Here is a 24,107-nt window from a genome sequence, read left to right on the forward strand (position 1 = left end):
GCCGCCCGCTGAGTGCATTTACTCCGCCAGACCGCGATTCTTCAGCATCGGCTCCAGCTGCGGCGGACCGCCACGCCAGCTTTCATACAGATTTTTCAGGTCGCTGCTGTTACCGCGCGACAGAATTTTCTGGCGGAAAATATCGCCATTTTCCCGCGTCAGACCGCCCTGTTCGACAAACCACTGGTAGCCATCATCGGCCAGCATCTGGGTCCAGATATAGGCGTAGTAACCGGCGGCATATCCTCCGCCCCAGATGTGCTGGAAATAGCTGGAGCGATAGCGCGGCGGCACCGCCGCTAACGCCAGATTGTCGCTCTGCAAGGCCTGCTGTTCAAAGCCGTCGACGCTTTGCGGCGTCCGATCGCCGGTCAGGCTATGCCAGTGCAGGTCCAGCAACGCCGCGGCCAGCAGCTCACTCATCTCATAGCCTTTGTTAAATTTACCGGCGCGGATGATCTTTTCATGCAGCGCGGCGGGCATTGGCTCTCCGCTTTGATAGTGGCGGGCGAACTGGCGGAACACCTGCGGCTCACTGGCCCAGTGCTCATTGATCTGCGACGGAAACTCCACAAAATCACGCGGGGTTTCGGTGCCTGACAGGCTCGGATAGCGCTGGCTGGCAAACAGGCCGTGCAGCGTATGACCAAACTCGTGAAACAGGGTAATCACCTCATCCCAGCTCAGCAAGGCAGGCTCACCGGCCGGCGGCTTGGTGAAGTTGCAGACGTTGTAGATCACCGGCTTACTCTCAAGCAGCGTCGACTGGTTGACGAAGTTGCTCATCCACGCCCCACCGCCTTTGCTGTCACGCTTGAAGAAGTCGGTGTAGAACAGCGCCAGCGGCGTATGGTCGGCATCAAAAATCTCATATACCTGCACGTCGGGATGGTAAACCGGCAGATCCTGGCGTGGCGTAAACTGAATGCCGTAGAGCTGAGTCGCCGCCCGGAACACCCCATTCTGCAGCACGCTGTTCAGTTCAAAGTAAGGTTTGATCTGACTCTCATCCAGATCGTACTGCGCATGGCGCACCTGTTCGGCATAGAAGTTCCAGTCCCAGGCGCGCAGGGTGAAATTGCCCTGCTGGCGATCGATGGTCTGCTGGATGGCCGCCGCTTCCCGTTCAGCCCGCGCCCGTGCAGCAGGCACGATATTGCGCATAAAAGCAAACGCAGCATCCGGCGTTTTTGCCATCTGATCCTGCAGCTTCCAGTCGGCATAACTCGTAAAGCCCAGCAGCCGGGCCTGCTCCGCCCGCACCTGCGCCAGACGCAGCACCAGCTCGCGGGTGTCATTCTCATCGCCTTTTTCGGTGCGGGTCATGCCAGCATGGAACAGCGCTTCGCGGGTCTGGCGATCGCTCAGACTCTGCAGCGCCGGTTGCTGAGTGGTGTTTTGCAGCACCAGCAGCCAGGCATTTTCCAGTCCGCGCGCGCGGGCTTCTGCCTGAGCGACCGCTAAATCGGCCGCCGCGAGGCCCGCCAGTTTCTGCGCCTCATCCACCACCAGACCGCCCGCCTTGGTGGCCGCCAGCAGCTTATTGGTGAAGCGGGTGCTGAGGCGCGCCGCCTCCTGATTCAGAGCTTTGAGCTGGTGCTTCTGCGTTTCCGGCAGATTGGCACCCGCCAGCTGAAAGCGCTGCCAGATCACCTCGACCAGCCGTTTTGATTCAGCGTCGAGCCGGGCGCGCTGCAGATACACCGCATCCAGCCGCGAGAACAGCGGCCGGTTGAGCATAATATCGTCGTTGAGTGCGGTAAGCTGCGGGGCGATCTCTTCATCGACCTGCTGCAGATACGGGCTGGTGTGCGCCGACGTCATAGCGCTGAACACCAGATTCACCCGGTTCAGCAACTGCCCACTCTTCTCCAGCGCCTCATAGGTATTCAGAAAGGTTGGCGCATCGCTGCTGGTGGCAATCGCCTCGACTTCGCGGCGTTTCTCTTCAATGCCCGCCTGTAACGCGGGCAGGAAATCCTGCTCTTCGATCTGATCGAACGGCGGTGCCTGATAAGGCAAAGTGCTGGCGCTAAAGAAAGGATTCTGACGGGCGTTCATGATTCGCTCCTGGTGGGCATCGCAAAGTCTTATCCTGGCAGGTTGCCGGCGGTTGAACAACTCAGCTCAGATGCTGCTGATAAACGCTGATTATTTCACCGGCAATCGCCACCGCAATCTCTGCCGGCAGCTTGCCTTTCACGTCCGGCAGGCCGATCGGGCAACGCAGCCGCGCCAGCCGATCGGCCTGCGCGCCCTTGCCCGCCAGCCGGTAGCGGAAACGCTGGCTTTTAGTTTGCGAGCCAATCACCCCTGCATAGCGAAAATCCCCGCGCTTCAGCACCGCCTCGCACAGGTCGAAATCGAGCGGATGATGATGGGTCATTATGATGAAATAGCTGTCCGGTGCAGCCTGCGCCACACAGTCCAGCGGGTCCTCCGGTTGCAGAGTGACCACGCCGGGCGGGACCTGCGTAAACTGATCCGGGCGACTGTCGATCCAGCGAATGTGACAGGGTAACGTTGACAGCAGGTTAACCAGCGCCTGGCCAACGTGACCGGCACCGAATAGCAGAATTTCCGGCTGGTTCTGCAACAGCGGCTCAAACAGCAGCGTGGTTTTACCGCCGCAACACTGTCCCAGCCGCGCGCCGAGGCTGTAATCCTCGGTGTGAGGTGCGCTGGCCCCGCTCTGCAACATGGCGCGTGCCTGGGCAATGCACTGAAATTCCAGCTGGCCACCGCCGATGGTCAGATAGCTCTGCTGCGGTGTTACCACCATTTTACTGCCGCTGTCGCGTGGCACCGAACCGTGTTCACTGAGCACGGTAATTAATACGCAGCTCTGGCGCTTTTCACGCAGCTGGTGCAGCACGGTTATCCAGTCAGGGTAGATCATCACAGGCTCCTGCCAGTTGCAGCACACCATTCAGTATCCGCTCTGGCGTGGCGGGCGCATCCAGCTGCGGATGCCGGGCATAACCGCCAACGCTGGCCACCGCATCCTGCAGCGCGCACCAGGCGGCGATGCCCAGCATAAACGGCGGCTCCCCGACGGCTTTCGAGTGAAAGACCGTATCCTGCGGATTTTTACGGTTCTCCACCAGCGTCACCCGCAGATCGGCTGGAACGTCACTGATGGCCGGGATTTTGTAGCTGGCCGGGCCGTCGGTCAGCAATTGCCCTTTTTCGCTCCACACCAGCTCTTCACAGGTCAGCCAGCCAACGCCCTGGACAAATCCGCCCTCAACCTGGCCGATGTCGATTGCCGGATTCAGCGAGGCGCCCACGTCGTGCAGAATGTCTGCGCGCAGCAGGCGATACTCACCGGTTAAGGTATCGATCACCACTTCACAGCAGGCCGCGCCGTAGGCGAAGTAGTAAAAAGGCTGGCCGCGCCCCGCCAGCCGGTCGTAATGAATGCCCGGCACGCGGTAGTAACCGTTGGCAGACAGCGGCACCTGGTTAAGCCACGCCAGCTGGGCCACGTCCGCGAAGGTGTAATGTTTTTCAGCGGCGCGCACGATGCCGTTACGGAAACTGACCTCGGAGGCATCGCACTGATGGAGCTGACACAGCATTTGTGTCATACGCTCGCGCAGGATCTCCGCTGCGTTCTGCGCCGCCTTACCGTTCAGATCGGCCCCGCTGGAAGCCGCCGTCGGCGAGGTGTTCGGCACTTTGCCGGTATCGGTGGCGGTGATCTGAATCTTATCAACTTCAATCTGCAGTACTTCGGCAACGATCTGGATGATTTTGGTATTGAGTCCCTGGCCCATCTCGGTGCCACCGTGGTTGAGTTGCACCGTGCCATCGGTGTAAATCAGAATCAGTGCGCCCGCCTGGTTGAGAAAGCTGGAGGTAAACGAGATGCCGAATTTAACCGGCGTCAGCGCCAGACCGCGCTTCAGCAGCGGGCTGCGGGCATTAAACGCGCGGATCTCCGCCCGGCGGGCCTGATAATCGCTGCTCTGCTCCAGCTGTTCGGTGATCTCGTCCAGCAGATTGTCTTCAACCTGCTGATGATAATGGGTAATGTTGCGATCCTGCTTGCCGTAATAGTTGCGTTTACGCAGCGCCAGCGGATCAAGGCCGCGTTCACGCGCGATGTGGTCCATGATCTGCTCAATAGCCACCATGCCCTGCGGGCCGCCAAAGCCGCGATAAGCGGTATTTGAGGCAGTATTGGTGCGACAGCGGTAACCGGTAATGCGCGCATCGCCAAGGTAATAGGCGTTATCCGCATGGAACATCGCCCGATCGACGATAGACCCGCTGAGATCCAGTGAATAACCGCAGTTGCCTGCCAGATCGATCTTTACCCCGCACAGCAGCCCATCATCCTCAACGCCAACCTCGTAGCGGACAAAGAACGGATGCCGTTTGCCGGTAATGCGCATGTCGTCACGGCGTGAAAGCCGCATCTTCGCTGCCCGGCCGGTCTGGCGGGCGACGATGGCGCACAGGCAGGCGACGCCCGCAGCCTGGGTCTCTTTGCCGCCAAATCCGCCGCCCATACGCCGCATATCAATGGTGACCTGATTCATGCTGATACCCATCACCTCGGCCACCAGTTTCTGTACTTCGGTGGGATTCTGGGTCGAGGAAAAGACCTGCAGCTGCTGATCTTCGCCGGGGATCACCAGCGCGGTCTGGGTTTCCAGATAAAAGTGCTCCTGTCCGCCAATGTGAAAGGAACCGCTGATGCGATGCGGTGCGCGTGCCAGTGCGGCCTCGACGTCGCCGCGCTGATGCACGTGCGGCTCCTGAACAAAACTGTTCTGCGCCAGTGCCTGTTCGACATCAAGGAGCGGCTCCAGCACCTCATATTCAATCACGGCGGCGGCGGCACCGGCTCGTGCGGCATCCGGTGACTCAGCCGCCACCACCATCACAATCTGACCGAGATACTCCACCTTGTCGTGCGCCAGCAGCGGGTCGCCTGGCTCCAGCGGACCGACATCATTGATGCCGGGCACATCCTGCCAGGTCAGCACGCTGACCACGCCGGGAATGGCGTAACACGGCTGGACATCAATCCGGCTGATGCGCGCATGGGCGTGCTCACTCAGCCGCGGGCAGAGGTGCAGCAAACCGGGCAGTTCGGGTTTATCGTCGATAAAGCACGCCTCACCGGAAACGTGCTTTTCCGCGCTTTCGTGTTTGTTACTGCGGCCAACGCCGCTCTGTATCGCGGCAGCATGCTGCGCTTTGATCACCTGTTCATTTAATTCAGGACGGTTATGAGACATAGCGGGCCACCTCAACAAAGGATAATTCGCCGTTGTAGCGATGGTAATAACGCCGCAGCAGGTTACGCGCCACCTGCAGACGGTAGCTGGCGCTGGCGCGGAAGTCAGACAGCGGCTGGAAATCTTCCGCCAGCGCGTCGGCTGCGCGTGACAGTGTCACGGCGTTAAAAGGTTGATCCAGCAGCGCCTGTTCGCACTGTGTGGCCCTTTTCGGCGTAGCGGCCATACCGCCAAACGCAATGCGTGCTGCGCGGACATGGCCCTGCTTAATCTCAAGATTAAAGGCGGCGAACACCGCTGAAATGTCGTCATCAAGCCGCTTAGAGACTTTCCACGCGACAAAATCCGGTGACACCGTCACTTTATCGATCCGAATCGCGCGGATAAATTCACCTGGCTGTAAGCAGGTCTGGCGGTAGCCGGTGAAAAACCGATCGAGCGGCAGGCTGCGCTGCTGCTCGCCGTGCTGCAACAGCAGGCTGGCATTCAGCGCCAGCAGCATCGGCGAGGCATCCCCAATCGGCGAGGCATTGGCGATATTGCCGCCCAGCGTGCCCTGCAGGCGGATTTGCAGCGAGGCAAAACGTTGCAGCATCTCACTGACGCCCGGAATACGGTCGGCGAGGAAGTCGGTAATCTGCTGCAGCGAGGCGGCGGCACCGAGTAAATAGTGATCGTCAAATTCACTGCACACTTTGAGCGCGGCAACCTGCTCCAGCGCGATCAGCAGCGGTATTCGCTTATGCTGCTGAGTGATGGTCAGACTCAGGTCGGTGCCACCGGCAATCAGCGTGGCCTCAGGATGCTCCAGATAGATCTGTGCCAGCTGGGCCGGAGTTTTAGGCAGGAAACAGCGTCGCCCGCCCCCGTTCAGCTGCTGCATCTGATTATTCGCCAGCGCCTCCAGCCGCTGCACCACGCTGGCTGCATGGTGATCGAATTGGTCGCTGACCGGCTGTGAACAGAGCTGCTGCGCGGCCGCCATGATCGGCCGGTAGCCGGTGCAGCGACACAGATTGCCCGCCAGCGCACTCTCCGCCTGATGGCTATCCCAGCCTTTGGCCGATTTTCGCAGGCTGAACAGCGACATCACAAAGCCCGGCGTACAAAAACCACATTGTGAGCCGTGGCAGTCAACCATTGCCTGCTGCGCCGGATGCAGAGCACGGCCGTGACGCAGATCCTCAACGGTAATCAGCTGCTTGCCCTGCAGCGTCGATACCAGCGTCAGACAGCTGTTGACCGTTTCATACTGCATTTCCCCATCGACCGCTTTACCCAGCGTGACGCTACAGGCACCGCAGTCTCCTGAGGCGCAGCCCTCTTTGGTGCCGGTGCGGCGCTGATGGCCGCGCAGATGGTTAAGTACCGTCAGGTTAGGATCCAACGCCTCTTCGGTAATCAGTTGGTTATTTAACAGGAACTGGATCATGCGGCTTGCTCTCCCGCGTCGCGCTGCCATACCGGACGGCCGTTTACCCAGGTCTGGGCAATATTGCGGTCATCGCCCAGCGTCATTAAGACAAACAATTTTTCCCAGATATCTTTGCTGTTGCCGATGCGTAAGGTCTGTAAGGCTGAGACGGCCGGATCGAGCACCACAAAGTCCGCCTCTTTGCCCGGATTAAAATTGCCGATGGCGTGATCGAGATCCAGCGCCCGCGCGCCACCCAGCGTAGCGTGATAAAAGGCTTCGGCGGCGCTCAGCTTATACTGCTGCAGCTGGCCCACTTTGTAGGCTTCGCCCAGCGTTTGCAGCATGCTGAAGGTGGTACCAGCCCCGACATCGGTGCCGATGCCGACTTTGACGCCCTGCTGCCAGCTGCGTTTGAGGTTAAACAGCCCGCTGCCGAGAAACAGGTTGGAGGTCGGACAGAAAGCAACAGAGGAATCGGTGTCGTGCAGGCACTGCCATTCGCTGTCGTCGAGATGCACGCAGTGCGCAAACACGCTGCGGCGCCCGGTCAGCTGATAGTGGTGGTAAACGTCAAGATAGCCGGCGCGCTCAGGAAACAGCTGTTTCACCCAGGCGACCTCCTGCGGATTTTCACTCAGGTGGGTGTGCAGCCAGGTATCGGGAAACTCCTGGCGCAGCTGCTGCACCTTTGCCAGCAGCTGCGGCGAGGACGTTGGCGCGAAACGCGGCGTCAGTGCGTAGCTCAGCCGTCCGCGCTGGTGCCAGCGTTCAATCAGTGCGCGGGTCTGCTGATAGCTCTGTTCCGGCGTTTCGATCAGGTTGTCTGGCGCATTGCGATCCATCATCACTTTGCCGGCAATCAAGCGCATATTCAGCGCTTCCGCCGCGCTGAACAGCGCCTCGACCGACTGCGGATGCACGGTGCCAAACACCAGTGCGCTGGTGGTGCCATTCGACAGCAGCTGATGCAGGAAGAAGGCTGACATCCGTGCCGCATGGTCCGGGCAGTGATATTGCGCCTCGACCGGGAAGGTATAGTGATTCAGCCATTCCAGCAGCTGCTCGCCGAACGCGCCGATCATTTCGGTCTGCGGATAGTGAATATGGGTATCGACGAAGCCCGGTACGATCAGTTTTCCGCGCAGATCCACCACCGGCTGACCAGCCAGTTCGGCGCTGCACTCCTGCCACGGCGCTAAGCCTATCACCCGCCCGTCACGCAGCCGCAGCACCCCATCTTCCAGATAGCGCGCCGCAGAGAGCAGTGCGTCGGGCTGGTCTGCCACCGATTTGAAGTCAAAAAAACTGGCGCGTATCGCCGTATCTGTCGCTGATGACATGGCTTTTCCTTTCTGAAAGCACTGCGGCCTTCTTTTAATTATGCAGATGATTGCCTTAATGCCACTTTGCAACTGCCGTGCCAGATCGGAAATGACTATTTTTCTATAATTATCAGTCAATTAAATAAAATCCCAGCTGTTGCGCAACTTCCTGCAGGTAGAACCACTCCGCAACCGTTTGCCTGGCGTTAGCAATCGGTTGCCTGGCGAGCGACTGCGAAAACGGCTGATTTTTACCGCGGTGATCCGTGGCTGCGCTGCCCCGTTAGTGTGCATCACGCCCCAAAACAGCGCAGCCGCCGGGACGGTAAAATCCCTTTACAGCCCGATCGCTTTTTCGGCGGGCGCAAGCGGAAATGAAATGCTATGGTGAAGCCATCGATTGTGAAAATGGCATAAGGAACAGTGAGATGATTATTTTTGTCACCGGCGCGACCGCCGGTTTTGGTGAAAGCATCACCCGTCGCTTTATCGCAACCGGCCATAAAGTGATTGCCAGCGGACGGCGCGCCGAGCGCCTGAAAGCGCTGAAAGATGAGCTGGGCGATAACCTGTATACCGTGCAGCTTGATGTGCGTAACCGGGCAGCCATTGAAGAGGTGGTAAAACAGCTGCCGGCGGAATGGCGCGAAATCGATGTGCTGGTCAATAACGCCGGCCTGGCGCTGGGGATTGAGCCAGCCCACCGTGCCAACGTTGAAGACTGGGAAAATATGATCGACACCAACACCAAGGGTCTGGTCTATATGACGCGCGCCCTGCTGCCGCAGATGGTGGAGCGCAACGTCGGACACGTGATCAATATCGGGTCGATCGCCGGCAGCTGGCCCTATGCAGGCGGTAACGTCTATGGCGCGACCAAAGCCTTTGTCCGTCAGTTCAGCCTTAATCTGCGAACCGACTTGCACGGCACCGCGCTGCGCGTTACCGACATCGAACCAGGCCTGGTGGGCGGCACCGAGTTCTCTAACGTCCGTTTCAAAGGCGACGATGACAAAGCCGGTCAGGTGTATGAAGGCGCCACAGCATTAACCCCGGATGATGTGACCGAAGCGGTTTACTGGGTCGCTACGCTGCCTAAGCATGTCAACATCAACACGCTTGAGATGATGCCTGTCAGCCAGACAGTGGCCGGTCTGAAGGTGCACAAGCCGTAAGCCTCAGAGCCAGCCTTGCCGGCTGGCTCTAGCCCCGCCCCCAGCCCAGCACGATAATCAGCATGCCGCTAAAGGCGACAATCGCCCCGCTCCAGTCCCAGGCGCTGAGCTTCACGCCGTCGACCACCCGCAACCACAGCAGTGCGGTCAGCACATAGACTCCGCCATAAGCGGCATACACCCTTCCGCTGGCGGCAGGATGCAGCGTCAGCAGCCAGACAAACAGCGCCAGGCTGGCGGCGGCGGGTAGCAGTAGCCAGACGGAGCCGCCTTTTTTCAGCCACAGCCACGGCAAAAAGCAGCCGATAATTTCCGCCAGCGCGGTGATAAAAAACAGCAAGGCGGTTTTAATCAGCATCCTTTTCTCTCACAAACGTAAACAAACGACTCACCGCTGGTGAGCAAAGAAACGGCGATGATATACTAAGCCTGTCCGCGGCAACAGCCGTTACCATTGGCAATGTCTGCGTTAACTGAAGGAAAGCGCAATGAAAAATTTGATCCCGGTCCTGCTGGTCAGCCTGCTGTCAGCGGCAGCCTTTAATGCCAGTGCTACCACTAATCGCCTGATTATTGAAGATGGCAGCAGCGCCGCCAGTAACGAAGCAGCGCGTCAGGATAAAGAGCAGTGGAATGACACGCGGATGCTGCGTAACAAGGTGAATAGCCGCGTCGAGAAAGAGTTTGATAAGGCCGATCGCGCGTTTGATACCCGCGATAAGTGTGAGCAAAGCCTGAACCTCAACGCTTACTGGGAGCCGAATACCCTGCGTTGTCTGGATCGCCGCTCCGGCCGGCCAGTTACCCCCTGATTTTCAGCTATAGTAATGACGGACGACTAACATAAGGAATACGTGATGAAGCTACAGAGGGTTTTGTTAACGGCGACGTTGTTCGCGCTGCCCGTGCTGGCACAGGCATCCTGTGAATCGGTCAAAACCGAGATCAGCCAGAAAATTATTCAGAACGGTGTGCCCGAATCGGGTTTTAGTCTCGACATCGTCGCCAACGATCAGGTTGATCAGGCTGGCGGTCAGGTGGTGGGACATTGTGAGAACGACACACAAAAGATTGTTTACAAGCGCATGGGGCGTGACGATGACGCCAGCGTGCCAGACAGTGCCGGCAGTTCACAGGACGCGCCCGCACAGTAAACAACCGCAGGGCGACCTCCTGTCGCCCTGCTCGCTATTCCGCATGCTCCGGCCGCTGACGCGGCATCATCCACGCCACACCCAGCGCAAACAGCGCAATCACCAGAGCCACCACAAACACCCAGTGCAGTGAGGCGGCAATTGCCTGCACCATCTGCTGCAGCGTCTCTGGCGTCAGCTGACGACGACTTTCATCGGCCATAATCTGCTGCACCGGGTCCTGCGCCTGCGGCAACCGCCAGTGTAAATTAAGGTTCAGCACCGCGCCCATGATGGCGGTGCCAATCGCCGAGCCAATCATCCGGCTAAACATAATCGAAGCGGTACAGATGCCGCGAATCTGGTAATCCGCCTGATTCTGCACCGAGACCAGAAACGTGGTGCTGGTCATTCCCATACCGGTACCGATGACAAAGGCGGTTAAGCCAGCCTGATACAGCGAGCTGTCAGGCCGCAACAGCAGCAGTAAGGCGCTGCCGGTTATCAGCAACAGCGCACCCAGCTGGGCGGTAAAGCGATAAGAGGTGCGCAGCATCAGACGGCCGCTCAGGGTACTGGCCAGCGGCCAGCCGATTGACATCATTGCCAGGGCGCTGCCCGCCTGCAGCGGCGAGCCGCCGCCAATGCCCTGAATCCAGGTTGGCAGAAAAGCGCTGATCCCCATCATGGCGGCTCCGATGATCAGGTTGCCGGCATTCCCGGCAATGATCAGCCGGCTGCGCCAGATAATCAGCGGAAACAGCGGCGCGTCGGCCCGCTGCTCGTGCCGTTTCAGCATCCAGCCGGCAAACAGCGAAAACAGCAGAAACGGGATCAGCCATAAGCCGAGCTGTTCTGCCTGCAGCAGCGCAACCAGCAGCGCGCTGACGCACAGCATCAGCCAGCCACTGCCGGCCAGATTCAGCGGCTGCCGCTGTTGTTGCTGCTGATGCGTCGGTAACCAGCGCGCCAGCATCAGCATGCTGATCAGCCCGATGGGCAGGTTGACCCAGAAAATCACCGACCAGCTAAAGTGCTGCACCAGCCAGGCTCCGGTTAGCGGACCGACGATCGCCGCAACGCCCCAGACGCTGGAGAGCCAGCCCTGCACGCTGGCGCGCTCGCGCGGTGAGTAGATGTCTGCCACGATAGTCGAACTCAGCGGCATGATGGCTCCGGCTCCCAATCCCTGAAAGGCGCGGAACAGGATCAGCCAGGTCATGCTGTGGGCGAAACCGCACAGCACCGAGCCAATAAGAAAAATCGAGGTGCCGATAAAAAACATCTTTTTACGGCCGTAAAGATCCGCCAGCCGGCCATACAGCGGCACGCTGACCGCCTGGGTGAGCAGATAGATGGAAAATACCCAGCCAAACTGCGAAAAACCGCCCAGTTCGGCAATGATGGTGGGCATAGCGGTGGCAACGATGGTGACTTCAATCGCCGCCATAAACATTGCCAGCATGCAGGCAATTAAGATCCAGTGACGGTGTCCGGTCTGGAGTTGTGCACTTTCAGTCATAGGGTTCCTTTTTTAGCTGCAAGCGTAGCTGAAAATCCGCTCAGGCAGTTTTCCTTCAGTGCGCATCATTAGCGCTCTCTGTGACGTTGTCACCCAAAGTCGATGAAAAATTTTCATTGATGCGTCAGCCCAATCGCCACGCGGCTTTAACACTATTTTAACCTGGTTTTAATCCCCTGATTTGACGCTAAAAAGCTAGCGCGCTTCGCTTCAGGCTGCTATAGCAATAAGGCTTCTTTCTCAGTATTCACTGAAAAAGCGTAGATAAACAGTCATTTTGTCTACATTTTATCGCAGTTTCGGTATTGGGAGCCGTGGCCTTTTTTGCTGCTTCTGTCGGACTGTTAATGGTTGTTATAACAATTGAGATCGTTATCAGGGAGACTCCCTTATGCAAAATGCTTCACTGGTGCGCCGTGCCGGTCAGGCACTGCTGGCGGTGGCGGTGGTAATAGGCGCGCTAATCTGGGGCCTCGGCTGGGACCAGCTGGTTGCCCGAAAGGTCGATTTGCTCTATCTCGGACAACAACATCTGTTTTTAGTCTTCTGGTCGATGCTGTTCGCCCTGCTGGTCGGTATTCCCAGCGGCATCATCCTCAGCCGCCCTTTTGCCCGTCGCTGGGCTGAATATGTGATGCAGATTTTTAACGTCGGCAATACCCTGCCACCGCTGGCGGTGCTGGCATTAGCGATGGTCATTATCGGCATCGGTGACCGTCCGGCGCTGATCGCGCTGTTTCTCGCCTCGCTGCTGCCTATCGTGCGTAACACCTTCTCCGGTCTGAGCGCAGTGCCCTCCTCGCTGATCGAAGCCGCCAACGGCATTGGCATGACCAAAATGCAGCGTCTGCGCCAGGTCGAAATCCCGAATGCGCTGCCGGTAATCCTCACCGGGGTGCGCATCGCGACCGCTATCAATGTCGGCACCGCGCCGCTGGCGTTTCTGATTGGTGCCAGCAGCTTCGGCGAGCTGATCTTTCCCGGCATCTACCTCAATGACTTCCCGACGCTGATTCTCGGCGCGGTGGCAACGGCACTGGTGGCCCTGGTGCTGGATATGCTGCTGGCCGCCCTGGGCCGCGTTCTCAGTCCGCACGCTGCGGCATAACGATAAGGAATTTTGCGATGCTAACGCGCTGGATTAAACAGAGTGCTCTTGCGGTGATGGCGACGCTGGCCCTGAGCCAGACGGCCCAGGCCGCCGCTCCGCTGGTGATGGCGACCAAGAGCTTTACCGAGCAGCATATCCTGTCGGCCATGACGGTGATGTGGTTAGAGAAAAAGGGCTTTGAGGTGATCCCGAAGCGCAATATCGCCACCACCATCGGCCGTAATGCGCTGCTGAATAAGCAGATCGACATGACCTGGGAGTACACCGGCACTTCGTTGATCATCTTCAACCATATCAGCCAGCCGATGTCCTCTGAGCAGGCGTATGAAACGGTGAAGAAACTCGATGCGAAGCTGGGGCTGGTATGGCTTAACCCGGCCCCGATGAACAACACCTATGCCTTTGCCATGACCCGGCAGCGGGCGGAAAAAGAGGGGATCACCACCCTGTCGCAGCTGGTGACGAAGCTGGAGCAGGTGCGTAAACAGGACCCGGAGCACAACTGGCGACTGGGGCTGGATCTGGAGTTCTCCGGCCGCTCAGACGGCATGAAGCCGTTGCAGAAGACCTATAACATGGCGCTGGATCGGCCGCAGATCCGTCAGATGGACCCCGGCTTAGTTTATAACGCTATCCGTGATGGCTTCGTCGATGCCGGTCTGATCTATACCACCGACGGCCGGGTGAAAGGCTTCGACCTGAAAGTGCTGGAGGATGATAAGCACTTCTTCCCGAGCTATAACGTCACGCCGGTGGTGCGTAAAGATGTGCTGGAGAGCCATCCGGGGCTGGAAGCGGCGCTGAATCAGCTATCACCGCTGATTACCGATGAGTCGATCACCGAAATGAACAAGCGGGTCGATATCGATCACCAGTCACCGGAACAGGTGGCGCGTGATTTCCTTAAATCCAAAAACATGCTGTAAGGAGGCACTGTGGATACCCTTCACTACATCATGGATAACTGGAACAGCCTGCTGACGCTCAGCTGGCAGCACACCTGGCTGGTGCTAGTCGCGGTTGGGCTGGCGATTGTGATTGGCGTGCCGCTCGGCATTCTGATCGTCCGGGTTCGCTGGCTGGCGACGCCGATCCTCGGTATCGCCACCGTGGTGCTGACTATACCGACTATCGCGCTGTTTGGCCTGATGATCCCGCTGTTCTCCATCATCGGTCAGGGCATTGGCGCCCTGCCAGCGATTACCGCGGTGTTTCTCTACTCGCTGCTGCCAATTGTGCGTAATACCCATACCGCGCTGGAGAACCTGCCCGACGGCCTGCGCGAAGCCGGTCGTGGCATCGGCATGACCTTCTGGCAACGGTTACGTTGGGTTGAAATCCCGATGGCCCTGCCGGTGATCTTCGGCGGTATCCGCACCGCAGTGGTAATGAACGTCGGCGTGATGGCGATCGCGGCGGTGATTGGCGCAGGCGGCCTGGGTCAGCTGTTGCTCGACGGCATCAGCGGCAGTGATATTCGTATGTTGATAGCCGGGGCGTTAATGATTTGCCTGCTGGCGATTGTTCTTGACTGGCTGCTGCACCGTTTGCAGCAGGCGCTGACTCCTAAGGGAATTCGATAATGATTACACTGGAAAACCTGACGAAAACCTTTACCCAGAAAAACGGCACCACCATGAAAGCGGTGGATAACGTTAGCCTGGAAGTGCCGGCCGGTGAGATGTGCGTGCTGCTGGGGCCATCGGGCTGCGGCAAAACCACCACCCTGAAGATGATTAACCGGCTGATCCCCGCCACCAGCGGCCGTATTCTGATCAATGGCGAAGACACCAGCACTCAGGACACCACCACGCTGCGCCGTAACATCGGCTATGTGATCCAGCAGATTGGCCTGTTTCCCAACATGACCATCGAAGAGAACATTACCGTGGTGCCGCGCATGCTGGGCTGGGATAAGAAACGCTGCCGGGAGCGCGCCACCGAGTTGATGAGTATGGTGGCGCTCGACCCGGGTAAGTTCCTGCATCGCTACCCGCGTGAAATGTCGGGCGGCCAGCAGCAGCGTATCGGCGTAATCCGGGCGCTGGCGGCTGATCCACCGGTGCTGCTGATGGATGAACCCTTTGGTGCGGTGGACCCGATTAACCGTGAAGTGATCCAGAACGAATTTCTCGATATGCAGCGTCAGCTGAAGAAAACCGTGATGCTGGTGAGTCATGACATCGATGAAGCACTGAAACTCGGCGACCGAATCGCGGTGTTTGGTCAGGGCAAAATCGTGCAGTGCGCCAGCCCGGACGAGCTGCTGGCGACCCCAGCCAACGACTTTGTCGGATCCTTTGTCGGTCAGGACCGGACGCTGAAGCGCCTGCTGCTGGTTCAGGCGGGCGACGTTACCGATCAGCAGCCGACCATCACCGTACAGCGCTCAACCTCACTGGAAGAGGCCTTCGGCACCATGGATGAAAATGATATGCGCTCGATTACCGTGGTGGATGAAGATGGCAAACCGCTCGGCTTTGTGAAGCGGCGTGAGGCACGTAACGCCAGCGGCCGCTGCGAAGAGCGCCTGCACACCTTTAAGGTAACCGGAAAAGCGGAAGAGAACCTGCGCGTGGTGCTGTCAAAACTGTATGAGCACAACACCGTCTGGATGCCGATTGTCGATGAAGAAGGTCGCTACAGCGGAGAGATCTCCCAGGATTATATCGCCGATTACCTCAGTTCAGGCCGTACCCGCCGCCGCCTGAACCCGTAATCGCGCTGACCGCTAATTGAAAAAGGGCCAAAATGGCCCTTTTTTTATGCCTGCTCTTCGCTGCTGTTGAGCACCTGGGTCGGTACGACGGCCACGGCGCGCGCCTCCTCCGGCAACACCATATTCAGCAGAATAGCCAGCAAACCACCGGTAGTCACCGCATGACCAAACAGCGTGTTGATCAGCGGGGGTAACTGTTTCAGCACCTCCGGCACCGCTTCAACGCCCAGGCCGACGCCAAACGAAACCGCGACGATCAGCATCTCACGGCGACCTAACGGCGTCTGCGTCATCACCCGGATGCCTGCGGCAACCACGCTGCCGAACATCACGATAGTCGCTCCGCCCAGCACCGGCGGCGGGATTTGCTGCAACAGGGAGCCGACCGCCGGGAACAACCCGAGCAGCGCCAGCATTAACCCCAGCACCATCCCGACGTAGCGGCTGGCCACGCCGGTCATCTGGATCACCCCGTTGTTTTGCGCAAAGGTGGTGTTGGGAAATGCCGAGAAAACGGCCGCCAGCAGACAGCTGACGCCATCTGCCATAATACCGCCCTGCAGCCGCTGCTGAAACGATGCGCCGCCGATCGGCTGTTGTGATATCAGGCAATTGGCGGTGAGATCGCCCACCGCTTCAATCACCGCAATCACCGACACCAGCGCAATTGGCAAGAAAATGGTCCAGTCAAAGGCAAAGCCGAACTTAAACAGCGCAGGCAGCACCAGCGCCGCGCTGTGGTCCGGCGCTTTCAGTTGCAGATGGCCGGTTAACGCTGCCGCGATGCAGCCCACTACAATTCCGACCACCACCGCCATCAGTCTGGCCCAGCGGTTACGCGCACGGTTAAGCGCCACAATCACCAGCAGCGTTAGCGCTCCCAGCGCCAGGTTACCGGGGGCACCAAAATCACGGGCGTTGTGTCCACCGGCCCAGTCGGTGATGCTGACTTTAATCAGGCTGATGCCAATCAGGGTGATCACCGTACCGGTGACTACCGGGGTCAGCACTTTACGCAACGGACCGACACAGCGGCTAATCAGGATCGGGATCAGCGCCGCCACCAGATTGCAGCCAAACAGCATCGCCATGATCTCCTCGGGCGATCCGCCGCGCGCCTTTACCATCAGGCCGCCTGATAGCAGCACGCCGAGAAACGCGAAGCTGGTGCCCTGCAGGCAGATCATTCCGGCTCCGATGCCGAACAGGCGCCGCGCCTGTATAAAGGTACCGAGGCCCGAAACCAATAGTGACATGCTGATCAGGTAGGGAATATAGGCCTGTAGCCCCAATACTGAACCGATAATCAGCGGCGGCGTGATGATGCCGACGACGCTGGCCAGCAGATGCTGCAGGGCGGCGAAAAACGCCGGGACGGGACCAATACGGGCATCCAGCCCATATAACAAACCTTTCTCGTGTGATTGCGACATGACGGTGCTCCGGCAACAGTGATTAGCCGGACTAATGCATTTTTTGCGCCATCAGCGCTGCGTCACCTCGCCTTGCAGACCAGGTGACTGAAAAGTAACGTTATAATTCCACGACGCGGCCGGTGGCAAGGGTGCAACTTTACATTCACCACCGGCGCAGATGAGTTATTTTGTTTCATGATCAGGCGATCTTTGCACTCACAGAGTGCAGGCCTGGCTGCTCCAGCAGTGAGATATCGAAGTAGGCCGTCAGATCGCGCTGTTCGGCGCGCGGCAGATACGGCAGTTCACCCAGCAGCGGTGCCGGGATTTTTGCCCGCAGCACTTCGATGATGTTGCTGTATTGCGCCAGGCCCGGATTAATGCGGTTGGCGACCCATCCGACCAGCGGTAACCCGTCCTGTTGAATCGCTTCGGCGGTGAGCAGCGCATGGCTGATACAGCCAGTCTGAATACCGACCACCAGCACCACCGGTAACTGCTGCTCAATCACCCAGCCGGAAAGCGGACGCGCATCATTCATCAGGCTGCGCCAGCCGCCGGTGCCCTCTACTATCACCCGATCCGCCTGTTCGGTCAGGTTGTTCAGGCCCTGGGTCAGTAATTCATACTGAATCACCTGACCGCTGTGGGTGGCGATCTCCTGCTCCTCAAACAACAGCGGGTTGATGGCCTGATACGGCAGTGCGACAGAAGATGCGCTTTGCAGCAGCTGCGCATCTTTATTGCGCAGGCCGTCAGCGGTTTTCACTGCGCAGCGCGCCACGGGTTTGTATCCGACCGCGCTGAGGTTTGCTTTGATAAAACTTTGCAACAGCGCACGCGATACTACGGTTTTACCGACAGCGGTATCGGTGCCGGTAACAAATAGTCTCTTCACTCTACTTCTCCTCTTAAACCGGTTGCGGCTAATCGGCGATTAACCCTACTAATACTCCGCATTTTAAGGAATCGAAGATGAGAACAGATTGCGTTAGCGCAAGATTAGTCAGGCTTAACCTTGCAATAACTTCACTAAAAGGTAACCGCTGTAGAGCGAATCTTTGATCAGCGCCGCGCCGCCCAGCGTTCCCGGCTCACTAAACGCAGTGGGTGCCAGCTGTATACTGGCACTGTAGGCCGGCAGCGACTGTTGCAGAATGGTGTTGCTGACCGCCGGAAACAGCACATCTGCCGCGGCATTGAGCGGTGAACCGATAAGAATATGTTGCGGATTAAAGATATTCACCATCATCGCCAGAATCCGCCCGACGTGATGACCCACGCTGGCAATGGTGTCGCGTGCCAGGCGATCGCCGGACTGCGCCGCGGCACAGAGCGAGGCCAGCGTCAGCGGCTGATGGTGCAGCAGGCTGTCAGGCTGGGTCGGCAGTCGCTGCGCAGCCAGCGCCAGCAGGCTACCGATACTGGCCACCGTCTCGAGGCAGCCGTGATTGCCGCAATAACACTGCTGGCCGTAGGGATCGATCTGAGTATGGCCGATTTCCACCAGCGCCCGGCCGCGTTTATGCAGCAGTTGCCCACCGCTGATCACCCCAGCTCCGACCGTTTCATCAATTACAATCTGAATCACATCTTCTGCGCCACGTGAGGCACCAAACAGCGATTCGGCCAGTGTCCAGGCGGAAATATCGTGCTGTACAAACACCGGTACGCCGGTTCGGGCCGCCAGCGCGTCGCCGAGCGGCATGTCGCGCACCTGATATCCCGGCAGCCGGTGTACTACGCCAGAGGCGGCATTAATCAGTCCTGGCAGGGTCACGGCGATGGCGGTCAGGCGTTCCAGCCGCTGCTGATGACGAATAAAGAAGGCGTCAACCTGGTCGATCAGCGCGGTTAGCAGCGGCTGAGCCGATTCATCCGGCAGCGGCAGGCTATCCTCCACCAGTTCCCGGCTGCTGAGGTCGCGCAGGGTAAAGGTCATGGCACCACGGTGCAGGCGAATCGCCAGATAGTGCCAGGCGTCGGTGTCGAGTATCAGGCCAATGGCCGGACGGCCGCGGCTGCCTGGCTCCTGAAACTCCGTCTCCTGCACCAGATGGGCATCCAGCATTTCACGGACGATTTTGGTGATGCTGGCGGGCGCGAGCTGGGCGCGTCGGGAAAGTTCGATACGCGAAATAGGACCGAATTGATCAATTAATCGATATACGACGCCTGCATTGGTTTGCTTAATTTGGTCAATATGGCCAGGTTGACTGTCCAGATTCACAACCCTGCTCCCGGTTATTTTCGCGCTTCTAAATAAACATGCGCCATGGTGAGGCAGATCAGGCAGCAGCGTCAAATATTTGATTAGAAATGTGATTTATCGCACACATTGTCGTCGGGACCGGCCAGACTTACGCCTTTTTTTGCTGCAGTAAAGTCATCATATGGCGCATCTGCTCATTTATTTCGCGCTCTGCGGACCAGACTAACCACAGCTCTGAAATAGCATCACTTTCTGCCAGCGGCAGCCAGATAACATCAGCCAGCTGCGCCCGGCGAAAAGAGGCGGGCAAGATGGATACGCCGAGCCCGGTCGCTACCAGACCGAGAATGGTCATCGCCTCACCCACTTCCTGAGTGATGTAGGGCTTAATCTGATAACGGTGGAGCAGCGCCAGAATGTCGCTGTAGAGTGCGGTCCCGACCTGCGGATCGAAAAAGACAAACGGCTCCGCCGCCAGCGCGCTGACCGAAATTCTCTCTGCCGAGGCCAGCGGATGCGCCCAGTGCACCACCGCATACAGCGGTTCGCTCAGCAGCAGCTGGTGACGCAAATCCGCTGGCAGTGGCGTATTGCGCATCACGCCGAGATCGAGCCGTCCGTCATGCAGCGGGGCCAGTTGCTGGCGGGTGTTGATCTCCTGCATCTGGATATGCACCTGTGGCCAGCGCTGGCGAAACTGGTACAGCGCATCGGACACCACGGCAGTAAACGGCGCTGAGGAGGTAAAGCCGATGCGCAGCTCTCCTTGTTCTCCGCGATGCAGCCGCGCCGCCCGGTCAGCCGCCTGTTCCACCTGCAACAGAATGGCACGCGCATCCTGCAGTAACTGCTGACCGGCAGCCGTCAGCTGCACGCTGCGGTTGGTGCGATTAAACAGCCGGGCATCGGTTGCCGTTTCCAGCTGAATGATCTGCTGACTGAGCGGCGGCTGAGAAATATTCAGCCGCAGCGCCGCCCGGCCGAAATGCAATTCCTCGGCGACCGCAATGAAATAACGCAGATGGCGCAGCTCGATATTCATATCTTTAACGTCTTATTTGAGATTATTAATATATTATACATCATAATCAGCCTTTTCTAAGCTGACGACAGGTTTTTTAACACTAAGGAAAGATTGTGGGTCGCACTACTCAGGCAGGAACCGTTGCGGATGACGTGGGATGCAGATCGCCAGAATCGCTGGCTGCATCGGGCTGGATTACCCGTGGAACGCCGCAGTTTATGCGCGTCACGCTGGCCCTGTTTTCAGCCGGTCTCGCCACCTTTGCCCTGCTCTACTGTGTCCAGCCAATATTGCCGGTGCTGTCGCAGCAGTTTGGCGTATCACCCGCCGCCAGCAGCCTGTCGCTCTCAATTTCTACCGGGCTGATGGCGCTGGGCCTGTTGGTGACCGGCCCGCTGTCTGATGCGGTCGGGCGCAAATCTGTGATGGTTACCGCGCTGATGCTGGCCGCCATCTGTACCCTGATCTCCGCTACTATGACCAGCTGGCACGGCATTCTGATCATGCGCGCATTGATGGGCCTGGCGCTGAGCGGGGTCGCCGCAGTCGGCATGACCTGGCTGAGTGAAGAGATGGACCCGCGGGTGGTGGCGTTCTCAATGGGGCTGTACATCAGCGGTAATTCCATCGGCGGCATGAGTGGCCGCCTGCTGAGCGGCGTGCTGACCGACTTCTTTTCATGGCGGGTGGCGATTGCGGTTATCGGCTGCTTTTCTCTGGCTTCGGCGGTGATGTTCTGGAAAATCCTGCCGGCGTCGCGCCATTTCCGCGCCACCTCGCTGCGTCCCCGCAACCTGCTGATTAATTTTCGTCTGCACTGGCGCGATGAAGGGCTGCCGTGGCTGTTTGCAGAAGGCTTTCTGCTGATGGGGGCCTTTGTCACGCTGTTTAACTACATCGGCTACCGTTTGCTGGCTGCGCCCTGGCATCTCAGTCAGGCGGTGGTCGGTCTGCTGTCGGTGGTCTATCTCACCGGTTCATGGAGTTCGCCGAAAGCGGGCGCGTTAACCAGCCGGCTGGGACGCGGGCCGGTGATGTTCGGTGCCACCGCGATTATGCTGGCTGGCCTGTTGTTCACCGCCTTTAATTCACTGTGGCTGATTTTGCCCGGCATGATGCTGTTCACCGCTGGCTTTTTTGCCGCCCATGCGGTGGCCAGCAGCTGGATTGGCCTGCGGGCCCGTCGCGCCCGCGGTCAGGCTTCTTCACTCTATCTGTTCAGCTATTACGTCGGGTCAAGCGTCGCCGGGACGCTGGGCGGGGTGTTCTGGCATAACTACGGCTGGATCGGTATCACGCTGTTTATCAGCGCCCTGCTGCTGCTGGCTCTGCTGGTGGCCTGGCGGTTGCAGTGTAAAAAGCTTTGATCCCCTGTTCCCTCTGAATTGCTGGCCCGGCCACTGTGCCGGGCCTTTTTTATCGCCGCCGGTGAGACAACTTTCAGGTCCAGCCGCAACATATGGTATTTTTCCCGCTATAATCGGTCTGATTGTGACATCTGCACCCTTCTGTCGCCTGACACAGCAAAAAGGATCGCCTGTGGCTCTCTACTATTACGTCAACAAACAATCAGGTTACAACCATAACCATGTGGTACATGCGGCGGGCTGTCCCTTTCTGCCCGCGCCAGCCGAACGGCTGTTTCTCGGCAGTTTTTACCACGTCAATGCGGCTATCCTGCAGGCGAAAAAGTATTATTCTGGCGCAATGGGCTGTGAAACCTGCTGCTCACTCATTAGCCACACCGGGGACGACCCGCAGCCGGCTGTGGCCCTGAAACATACTTTTACCTCACGTTAGCCTGACCGCGATTGAGCAAGGCTTCCGCTGCGCTAATTTGTTAAGATTTTCCGCTATTTTCGGTTATGTTAGAACGCCTGATTCTTATTAACGGGTTTTACCATGCGGGAAAAGTTTGCGGGTTCACAGATCGCCCTTCACTGGCTGACTTTTTTACTGGTGGCGACCGCCTATGCCACTATTGAACTGCGTGGTTTTGCTCAGCGCGGTTCGTGGCAGGGTTATGCGATGATCATCACCCATTTCAGCGCAGGCGCGTCGGTACTGGTGTTGATGATTGCCCGCCTGGTGCTGCGCACCCGTCATCGTTCGCCGCCGATTGTTCCTGCCGCGCCGCGCTGGCAAACCGGGCTGGCACATCTGACTCATACTATGATCTATGCGCTGTTTATTGCCCTGCCGATACTGGGTCTGACATCACGCTATCTGAAAGGCCGTGAATGGTGGCTGTTTGGTATCAGCATGCCGGTGGCGGCGGAACCCAATTTCGATCTGGCGGATATGCTGATTGACTGGCATGAGACGCTGGCTCCGCTTGGCTACTGGTTAATCGGCCTGCACGCGGCGGCGGCGCTGTTTCATCATTATCTGCTGAAAGACAACACCCTGCTGCGGATGATGCCGGCGCGGCGGCGCGGTCAATAACCTCAGGCTATCGCCCTGGCGCAGGGCGATAAAAAATATTCAGGATTAAAAACGGTTTATAAGGTTCCCCTTCCCGGTTTATTCACTACAATAGTCACTAATTTGTGACGCAGGTCACTTTCGCTGGATGTTTCTGCCACATCCGATTTCGCTGCTCTGACTGATTTGACTCCTCATGCAATCAACAACTGTTTCACGTAAAACGGCCTGGCTTCGCGTGGTGTTGCTGGCTATTGCCGCGTTTGTTTTCAACACCACCGAATTTGTGCCGGTGGGTCTGCTATCGGATATCGCCGCTGATTTCTCGATGCAGACCGCGGATGTCGGCATCATGCTCACCATCTATGCCTGGGTGGTGGCGCTGCTCTCGCTGCCGCTGATGCTGCTGACCCGCAATATTGAACGACGTATGCTGCTCGGCGTGCTGTTCCTGATCTTTATCATCAGCCATGTGCTGTCAACCGTGGCGTGGGACTTCCGTTCGCTGATCGTCTCGCGTATTGGTATCGCGCTGTCGCACGCGGTGTTCTGGTCGATCACCGCATCGCTGGCGATCCGCGTCGCCCCGGCGGGCAAGAAAACCCAGGCGCTGAGCATGCTGGCAACCGGTACGGCGCTTGCGATGGTGCTGGGCGTGCCGATTGGCCGCGTGGTGGGTCAGTATCTCGGCTGGCGTACCACCTTTGGTGCGATTGGCCTCTCGGCGCTGGTGCTGATGATTATGCTGGTGCGCATTCTGCCGCGTCTGCCGAGTGAACATACCGGTTCACTGAGCAGCGTACCGATGCTGTTCCGTCGCCCGGCGTTAGTCAGTATGTATCTGCTGGTGACGCTGGTGGTGACCGCGCACTACACCGCTTACAGCTACATCGAACCCTTTATGCAGGCGGTGGCGCATTCGGGTGAGAACTTCACCACCCTGCTGCTGCTACTGTTCGGATCGGCCGGCATTATCGGCAGCATCCTGTTCAGTTCGCTGGGCAATAAATTCCCGTCGGGTCTGCTGATCGCCGCCATTGCGCTGATTACACTCTGCATGGGACTGCTGATTTTTGCTGCGGTCCGTCCTGCTGCCATCTCCACCCTGTGTGTCATCTGGGGCATGGCGATGATGATGATTGGCCTCGGTATGCAGGTGCGGGTGCTGTCACTGGCACCTGATGCCACAGACGTTGCGATGTCGCTGATGTCGGGTATTTACAATATCGGGATTGGCGCGGGCGCGCTGCTGGGTAATCAGGTCAGTCTGCATCTGCAGATGGCCGATGTGGGCAATGTCGGCGGGATGATCGGTCTGGTCGCGCTGTTATGGTGTGTCTATATCTTCCGTCGCTACCCGCAGTTACGCAGTAACGGCTAG

General features: G+C 58.4%; 22 protein-coding genes. 11 read left to right on the forward strand and 11 right to left on the reverse strand.

Annotated elements, in window-relative coordinates; genetic code table 11:
• Positions 1-18: 18 nt before the first annotated feature.
• The 5 genes from dcp to guaD form a co-directional block, all read right to left on the reverse strand.
• The gene (gene dcp / locus AC6I8D_RS09725; RefSeq protein WP_497820064.1) at positions 19-2,061 is read right to left on the reverse strand and encodes a peptidyl-dipeptidase Dcp; all 2,043 of its coding nucleotides are present in this window, start codon (positions 2,059-2,061) and stop codon (positions 19-21) included.
• 61 nt (positions 2,062-2,122) lie between these two features.
• Positions 2,123-2,899, reverse strand: a complete 777-nt coding sequence (xdhC, locus tag AC6I8D_RS09730; protein WP_497820065.1) for a xanthine dehydrogenase accessory protein XdhC — start codon at positions 2,897-2,899, stop codon at positions 2,123-2,125.
• The gene (gene xdhB / locus AC6I8D_RS09735; RefSeq protein ID WP_497820066.1) at positions 2,886-5,252 is read right to left on the reverse strand and encodes a xanthine dehydrogenase molybdopterin binding subunit; all 2,367 of its coding nucleotides are present in this window, start codon (positions 5,250-5,252) and stop codon (positions 2,886-2,888) included. Before xdhB ends, xdhC begins: the two co-directional genes overlap by 14 nt.
• Positions 5,242-6,684 (reverse strand): xanthine dehydrogenase small subunit, encoded by a 1,443-nt coding sequence (xdhA, locus tag AC6I8D_RS09740; RefSeq protein WP_497820067.1) that lies wholly within the window; start codon positions 6,682-6,684, stop codon positions 5,242-5,244. The genes xdhB and xdhA overlap by 11 nt, the downstream gene beginning before the upstream one ends.
• Positions 6,681-8,009, reverse strand: a complete 1,329-nt coding sequence (gene guaD / locus AC6I8D_RS09745) for a guanine deaminase (RefSeq protein WP_312756999.1) — start codon at positions 8,007-8,009, stop codon at positions 6,681-6,683. The genes xdhA and guaD overlap by 4 nt, the downstream gene beginning before the upstream one ends.
• A 410-nt stretch (positions 8,010-8,419) precedes the next feature.
• Here guaD and ydfG point away from each other — a divergent pair, with 410 nt between their 5' ends.
• The gene (gene ydfG, locus AC6I8D_RS09750) at positions 8,420-9,166 is read left to right on the forward strand and encodes a bifunctional NADP-dependent 3-hydroxy acid dehydrogenase/3-hydroxypropionate dehydrogenase YdfG (protein ID WP_312757000.1); all 747 of its coding nucleotides are present in this window, start codon (positions 8,420-8,422) and stop codon (positions 9,164-9,166) included.
• 28 nt (positions 9,167-9,194) lie between these two features.
• On the opposite strand, the gene AC6I8D_RS09755 is transcribed toward ydfG, so the two are convergent.
• Positions 9,195-9,521 (reverse strand): YnfA family protein, encoded by a 327-nt coding sequence (locus tag AC6I8D_RS09755; protein ID WP_031376729.1) that lies wholly within the window; start codon positions 9,519-9,521, stop codon positions 9,195-9,197.
• Positions 9,522-9,654: 133 nt separating this feature from the next.
• Between AC6I8D_RS09755 and AC6I8D_RS09760 the strand changes: the two genes are divergently transcribed.
• On the forward strand, positions 9,655-9,978 hold the full coding sequence (locus AC6I8D_RS09760) for a DUF1283 family protein (RefSeq protein ID WP_312054603.1): 324 nt from the start codon (positions 9,655-9,657) through the stop codon (positions 9,976-9,978).
• Positions 9,979-10,023: 45 nt separating this feature from the next.
• Complete coding sequence (locus tag AC6I8D_RS09765; protein WP_159859395.1) at positions 10,024-10,320, forward strand: DUF1161 domain-containing protein; 297 nt, start codon at positions 10,024-10,026, stop codon at positions 10,318-10,320.
• Between the two features lie 34 nt (positions 10,321-10,354).
• Here AC6I8D_RS09765 and AC6I8D_RS09770 read toward each other — a convergent pair whose 3' ends face one another.
• Positions 10,355-11,821, reverse strand: coding sequence for an MDR family MFS transporter (locus AC6I8D_RS09770; RefSeq protein ID WP_312054599.1), 1,467 nt, complete (start codon positions 11,819-11,821; stop codon positions 10,355-10,357).
• Between the two features lie 391 nt (positions 11,822-12,212).
• Between AC6I8D_RS09770 and AC6I8D_RS09775 the strand changes: the two genes are divergently transcribed.
• From AC6I8D_RS09775 to osmV, 4 genes are read left to right on the forward strand one after another with little or no spacing between them, the layout of a single operon-like run.
• Positions 12,213-12,929, forward strand: coding sequence for an ABC transporter permease (locus AC6I8D_RS09775; protein WP_497820068.1), 717 nt, complete (start codon positions 12,213-12,215; stop codon positions 12,927-12,929).
• A gap of 56 nt (positions 12,930-12,985) precedes the next feature.
• On the forward strand, positions 12,986-13,858 hold the full coding sequence (locus tag AC6I8D_RS09780; protein ID WP_312054716.1) for a glycine betaine ABC transporter substrate-binding protein: 873 nt from the start codon (positions 12,986-12,988) through the stop codon (positions 13,856-13,858).
• Between the two features lie 9 nt (positions 13,859-13,867).
• A complete protein-coding gene (osmW, locus tag AC6I8D_RS09785) occupies positions 13,868-14,515 on the forward strand; it encodes an osmoprotectant ABC transporter permease OsmW (RefSeq protein WP_069728335.1) in 648 nt (215 codons plus the stop codon).
• A complete protein-coding gene (osmV, locus tag AC6I8D_RS09790; RefSeq protein WP_312054593.1) occupies positions 14,515-15,651 on the forward strand; it encodes an osmoprotectant ABC transporter ATP-binding protein OsmV in 1,137 nt (378 codons plus the stop codon). The genes osmW and osmV overlap by 1 nt, the downstream gene beginning before the upstream one ends.
• Positions 15,652-15,695: 44 nt before the next feature.
• On the opposite strand, the gene AC6I8D_RS09795 is transcribed toward osmV, so the two are convergent.
• The 4 genes from AC6I8D_RS09795 to AC6I8D_RS09810 form a co-directional block, all read right to left on the reverse strand.
• Complete coding sequence (locus AC6I8D_RS09795; protein ID WP_497820069.1) at positions 15,696-17,084, reverse strand: nucleobase:cation symporter-2 family protein; 1,389 nt, start codon at positions 17,082-17,084, stop codon at positions 15,696-15,698.
• 181 nt (positions 17,085-17,265) lie between these two features.
• Positions 17,266-17,964 (reverse strand): dethiobiotin synthase, encoded by a 699-nt coding sequence (gene bioD / locus AC6I8D_RS09800; protein WP_497820070.1) that lies wholly within the window; start codon positions 17,962-17,964, stop codon positions 17,266-17,268.
• Between the two features lie 114 nt (positions 17,965-18,078).
• A complete protein-coding gene (gene mlc / locus AC6I8D_RS09805; protein ID WP_497820071.1) occupies positions 18,079-19,296 on the reverse strand; it encodes a sugar metabolism global transcriptional regulator Mlc in 1,218 nt (405 codons plus the stop codon).
• A 130-nt stretch (positions 19,297-19,426) separates the two neighbouring features.
• Positions 19,427-20,320, reverse strand: a complete 894-nt coding sequence (locus AC6I8D_RS09810) for a LysR family transcriptional regulator (RefSeq protein WP_312054586.1) — start codon at positions 20,318-20,320, stop codon at positions 19,427-19,429.
• Between the two features lie 95 nt (positions 20,321-20,415).
• Between AC6I8D_RS09810 and ynfM the strand changes: the two genes are divergently transcribed.
• The 4 genes from ynfM to AC6I8D_RS09830 all read left to right on the forward strand — a co-directional run bounded on the left by ynfM (position 20,416) and on the right by AC6I8D_RS09830 (position 24,107).
• Positions 20,416-21,669, forward strand: a complete 1,254-nt coding sequence (gene ynfM, locus AC6I8D_RS09815) for a multidrug efflux MFS transporter YnfM/SxtP(Kp) (protein WP_409519739.1) — start codon at positions 20,416-20,418, stop codon at positions 21,667-21,669.
• Between the two features lie 172 nt (positions 21,670-21,841).
• Positions 21,842-22,102 carry a hypothetical protein gene (locus AC6I8D_RS09820; RefSeq protein ID WP_497820072.1) on the forward strand — a complete coding sequence of 87 codons (261 nt, stop codon included), beginning with the start codon at positions 21,842-21,844 and terminating at the stop codon, positions 22,100-22,102.
• Between the two features lie 102 nt (positions 22,103-22,204).
• Complete coding sequence (gene cybB, locus AC6I8D_RS09825) at positions 22,205-22,747, forward strand: cytochrome b561 (RefSeq protein WP_497820073.1); 543 nt, start codon at positions 22,205-22,207, stop codon at positions 22,745-22,747.
• Between the two features lie 175 nt (positions 22,748-22,922).
• Positions 22,923-24,107 carry a sugar transporter gene (locus AC6I8D_RS09830; protein WP_312054582.1) on the forward strand — a complete coding sequence of 395 codons (1,185 nt, stop codon included), beginning with the start codon at positions 22,923-22,925 and terminating at the stop codon, positions 24,105-24,107.

The organism is Pantoea sp. X-Soil-MYKO-1785 (genome assembly GCF_059730675.1).

Excerpts from the sequence above, each read along its gene's own strand:
- dcp (WP_497820064.1), bottom strand. The coding sequence starts at position 2,061 with ATGAACGCCCGTCAGAATCCTTTCTTTAGCGCCAGCACTTTGCCTTAT.
- osmV (WP_312054593.1), top strand. The coding sequence starts at position 14,515 with ATGATTACACTGGAAAACCTGACGAAAACCTTTACCCAGAAAAACGGC.
- AC6I8D_RS09795 (WP_497820069.1), bottom strand. The coding sequence starts at position 17,084 with ATGTCGCAATCACACGAGAAAGGTTTGTTATATGGGCTGGATGCCCGT.
- AC6I8D_RS09830 (WP_312054582.1), top strand. The coding sequence starts at position 22,923 with ATGCAATCAACAACTGTTTCACGTAAAACGGCCTGGCTTCGCGTGGTG.
- xdhC (WP_497820065.1), bottom strand. The coding sequence starts at position 2,899 with ATGATCTACCCTGACTGGATAACCGTGCTGCACCAGCTGCGTGAAAAG.
- AC6I8D_RS09775 (WP_497820068.1), top strand. The coding sequence starts at position 12,213 with ATGCAAAATGCTTCACTGGTGCGCCGTGCCGGTCAGGCACTGCTGGCG.
- AC6I8D_RS09770 (WP_312054599.1), bottom strand. The coding sequence starts at position 11,821 with ATGACTGAAAGTGCACAACTCCAGACCGGACACCGTCACTGGATCTTA.
- ydfG (WP_312757000.1), top strand. The coding sequence starts at position 8,420 with ATGATTATTTTTGTCACCGGCGCGACCGCCGGTTTTGGTGAAAGCATC.
- AC6I8D_RS09760 (WP_312054603.1), top strand. The coding sequence starts at position 9,655 with ATGAAAAATTTGATCCCGGTCCTGCTGGTCAGCCTGCTGTCAGCGGCA.
- AC6I8D_RS09765 (WP_159859395.1), top strand. The coding sequence starts at position 10,024 with ATGAAGCTACAGAGGGTTTTGTTAACGGCGACGTTGTTCGCGCTGCCC.
- AC6I8D_RS09780 (WP_312054716.1), top strand. The coding sequence starts at position 12,986 with ATGGCGACGCTGGCCCTGAGCCAGACGGCCCAGGCCGCCGCTCCGCTG.
- cybB (WP_497820073.1), top strand. The coding sequence starts at position 22,205 with ATGCGGGAAAAGTTTGCGGGTTCACAGATCGCCCTTCACTGGCTGACT.
- guaD (WP_312756999.1), bottom strand. The coding sequence starts at position 8,009 with ATGTCATCAGCGACAGATACGGCGATACGCGCCAGTTTTTTTGACTTC.
- xdhB (WP_497820066.1), bottom strand. The coding sequence starts at position 5,252 with ATGTCTCATAACCGTCCTGAATTAAATGAACAGGTGATCAAAGCGCAG.
- xdhA (WP_497820067.1), bottom strand. The coding sequence starts at position 6,684 with ATGATCCAGTTCCTGTTAAATAACCAACTGATTACCGAAGAGGCGTTG.
- AC6I8D_RS09810 (WP_312054586.1), bottom strand. The coding sequence starts at position 20,320 with ATGAATATCGAGCTGCGCCATCTGCGTTATTTCATTGCGGTCGCCGAG.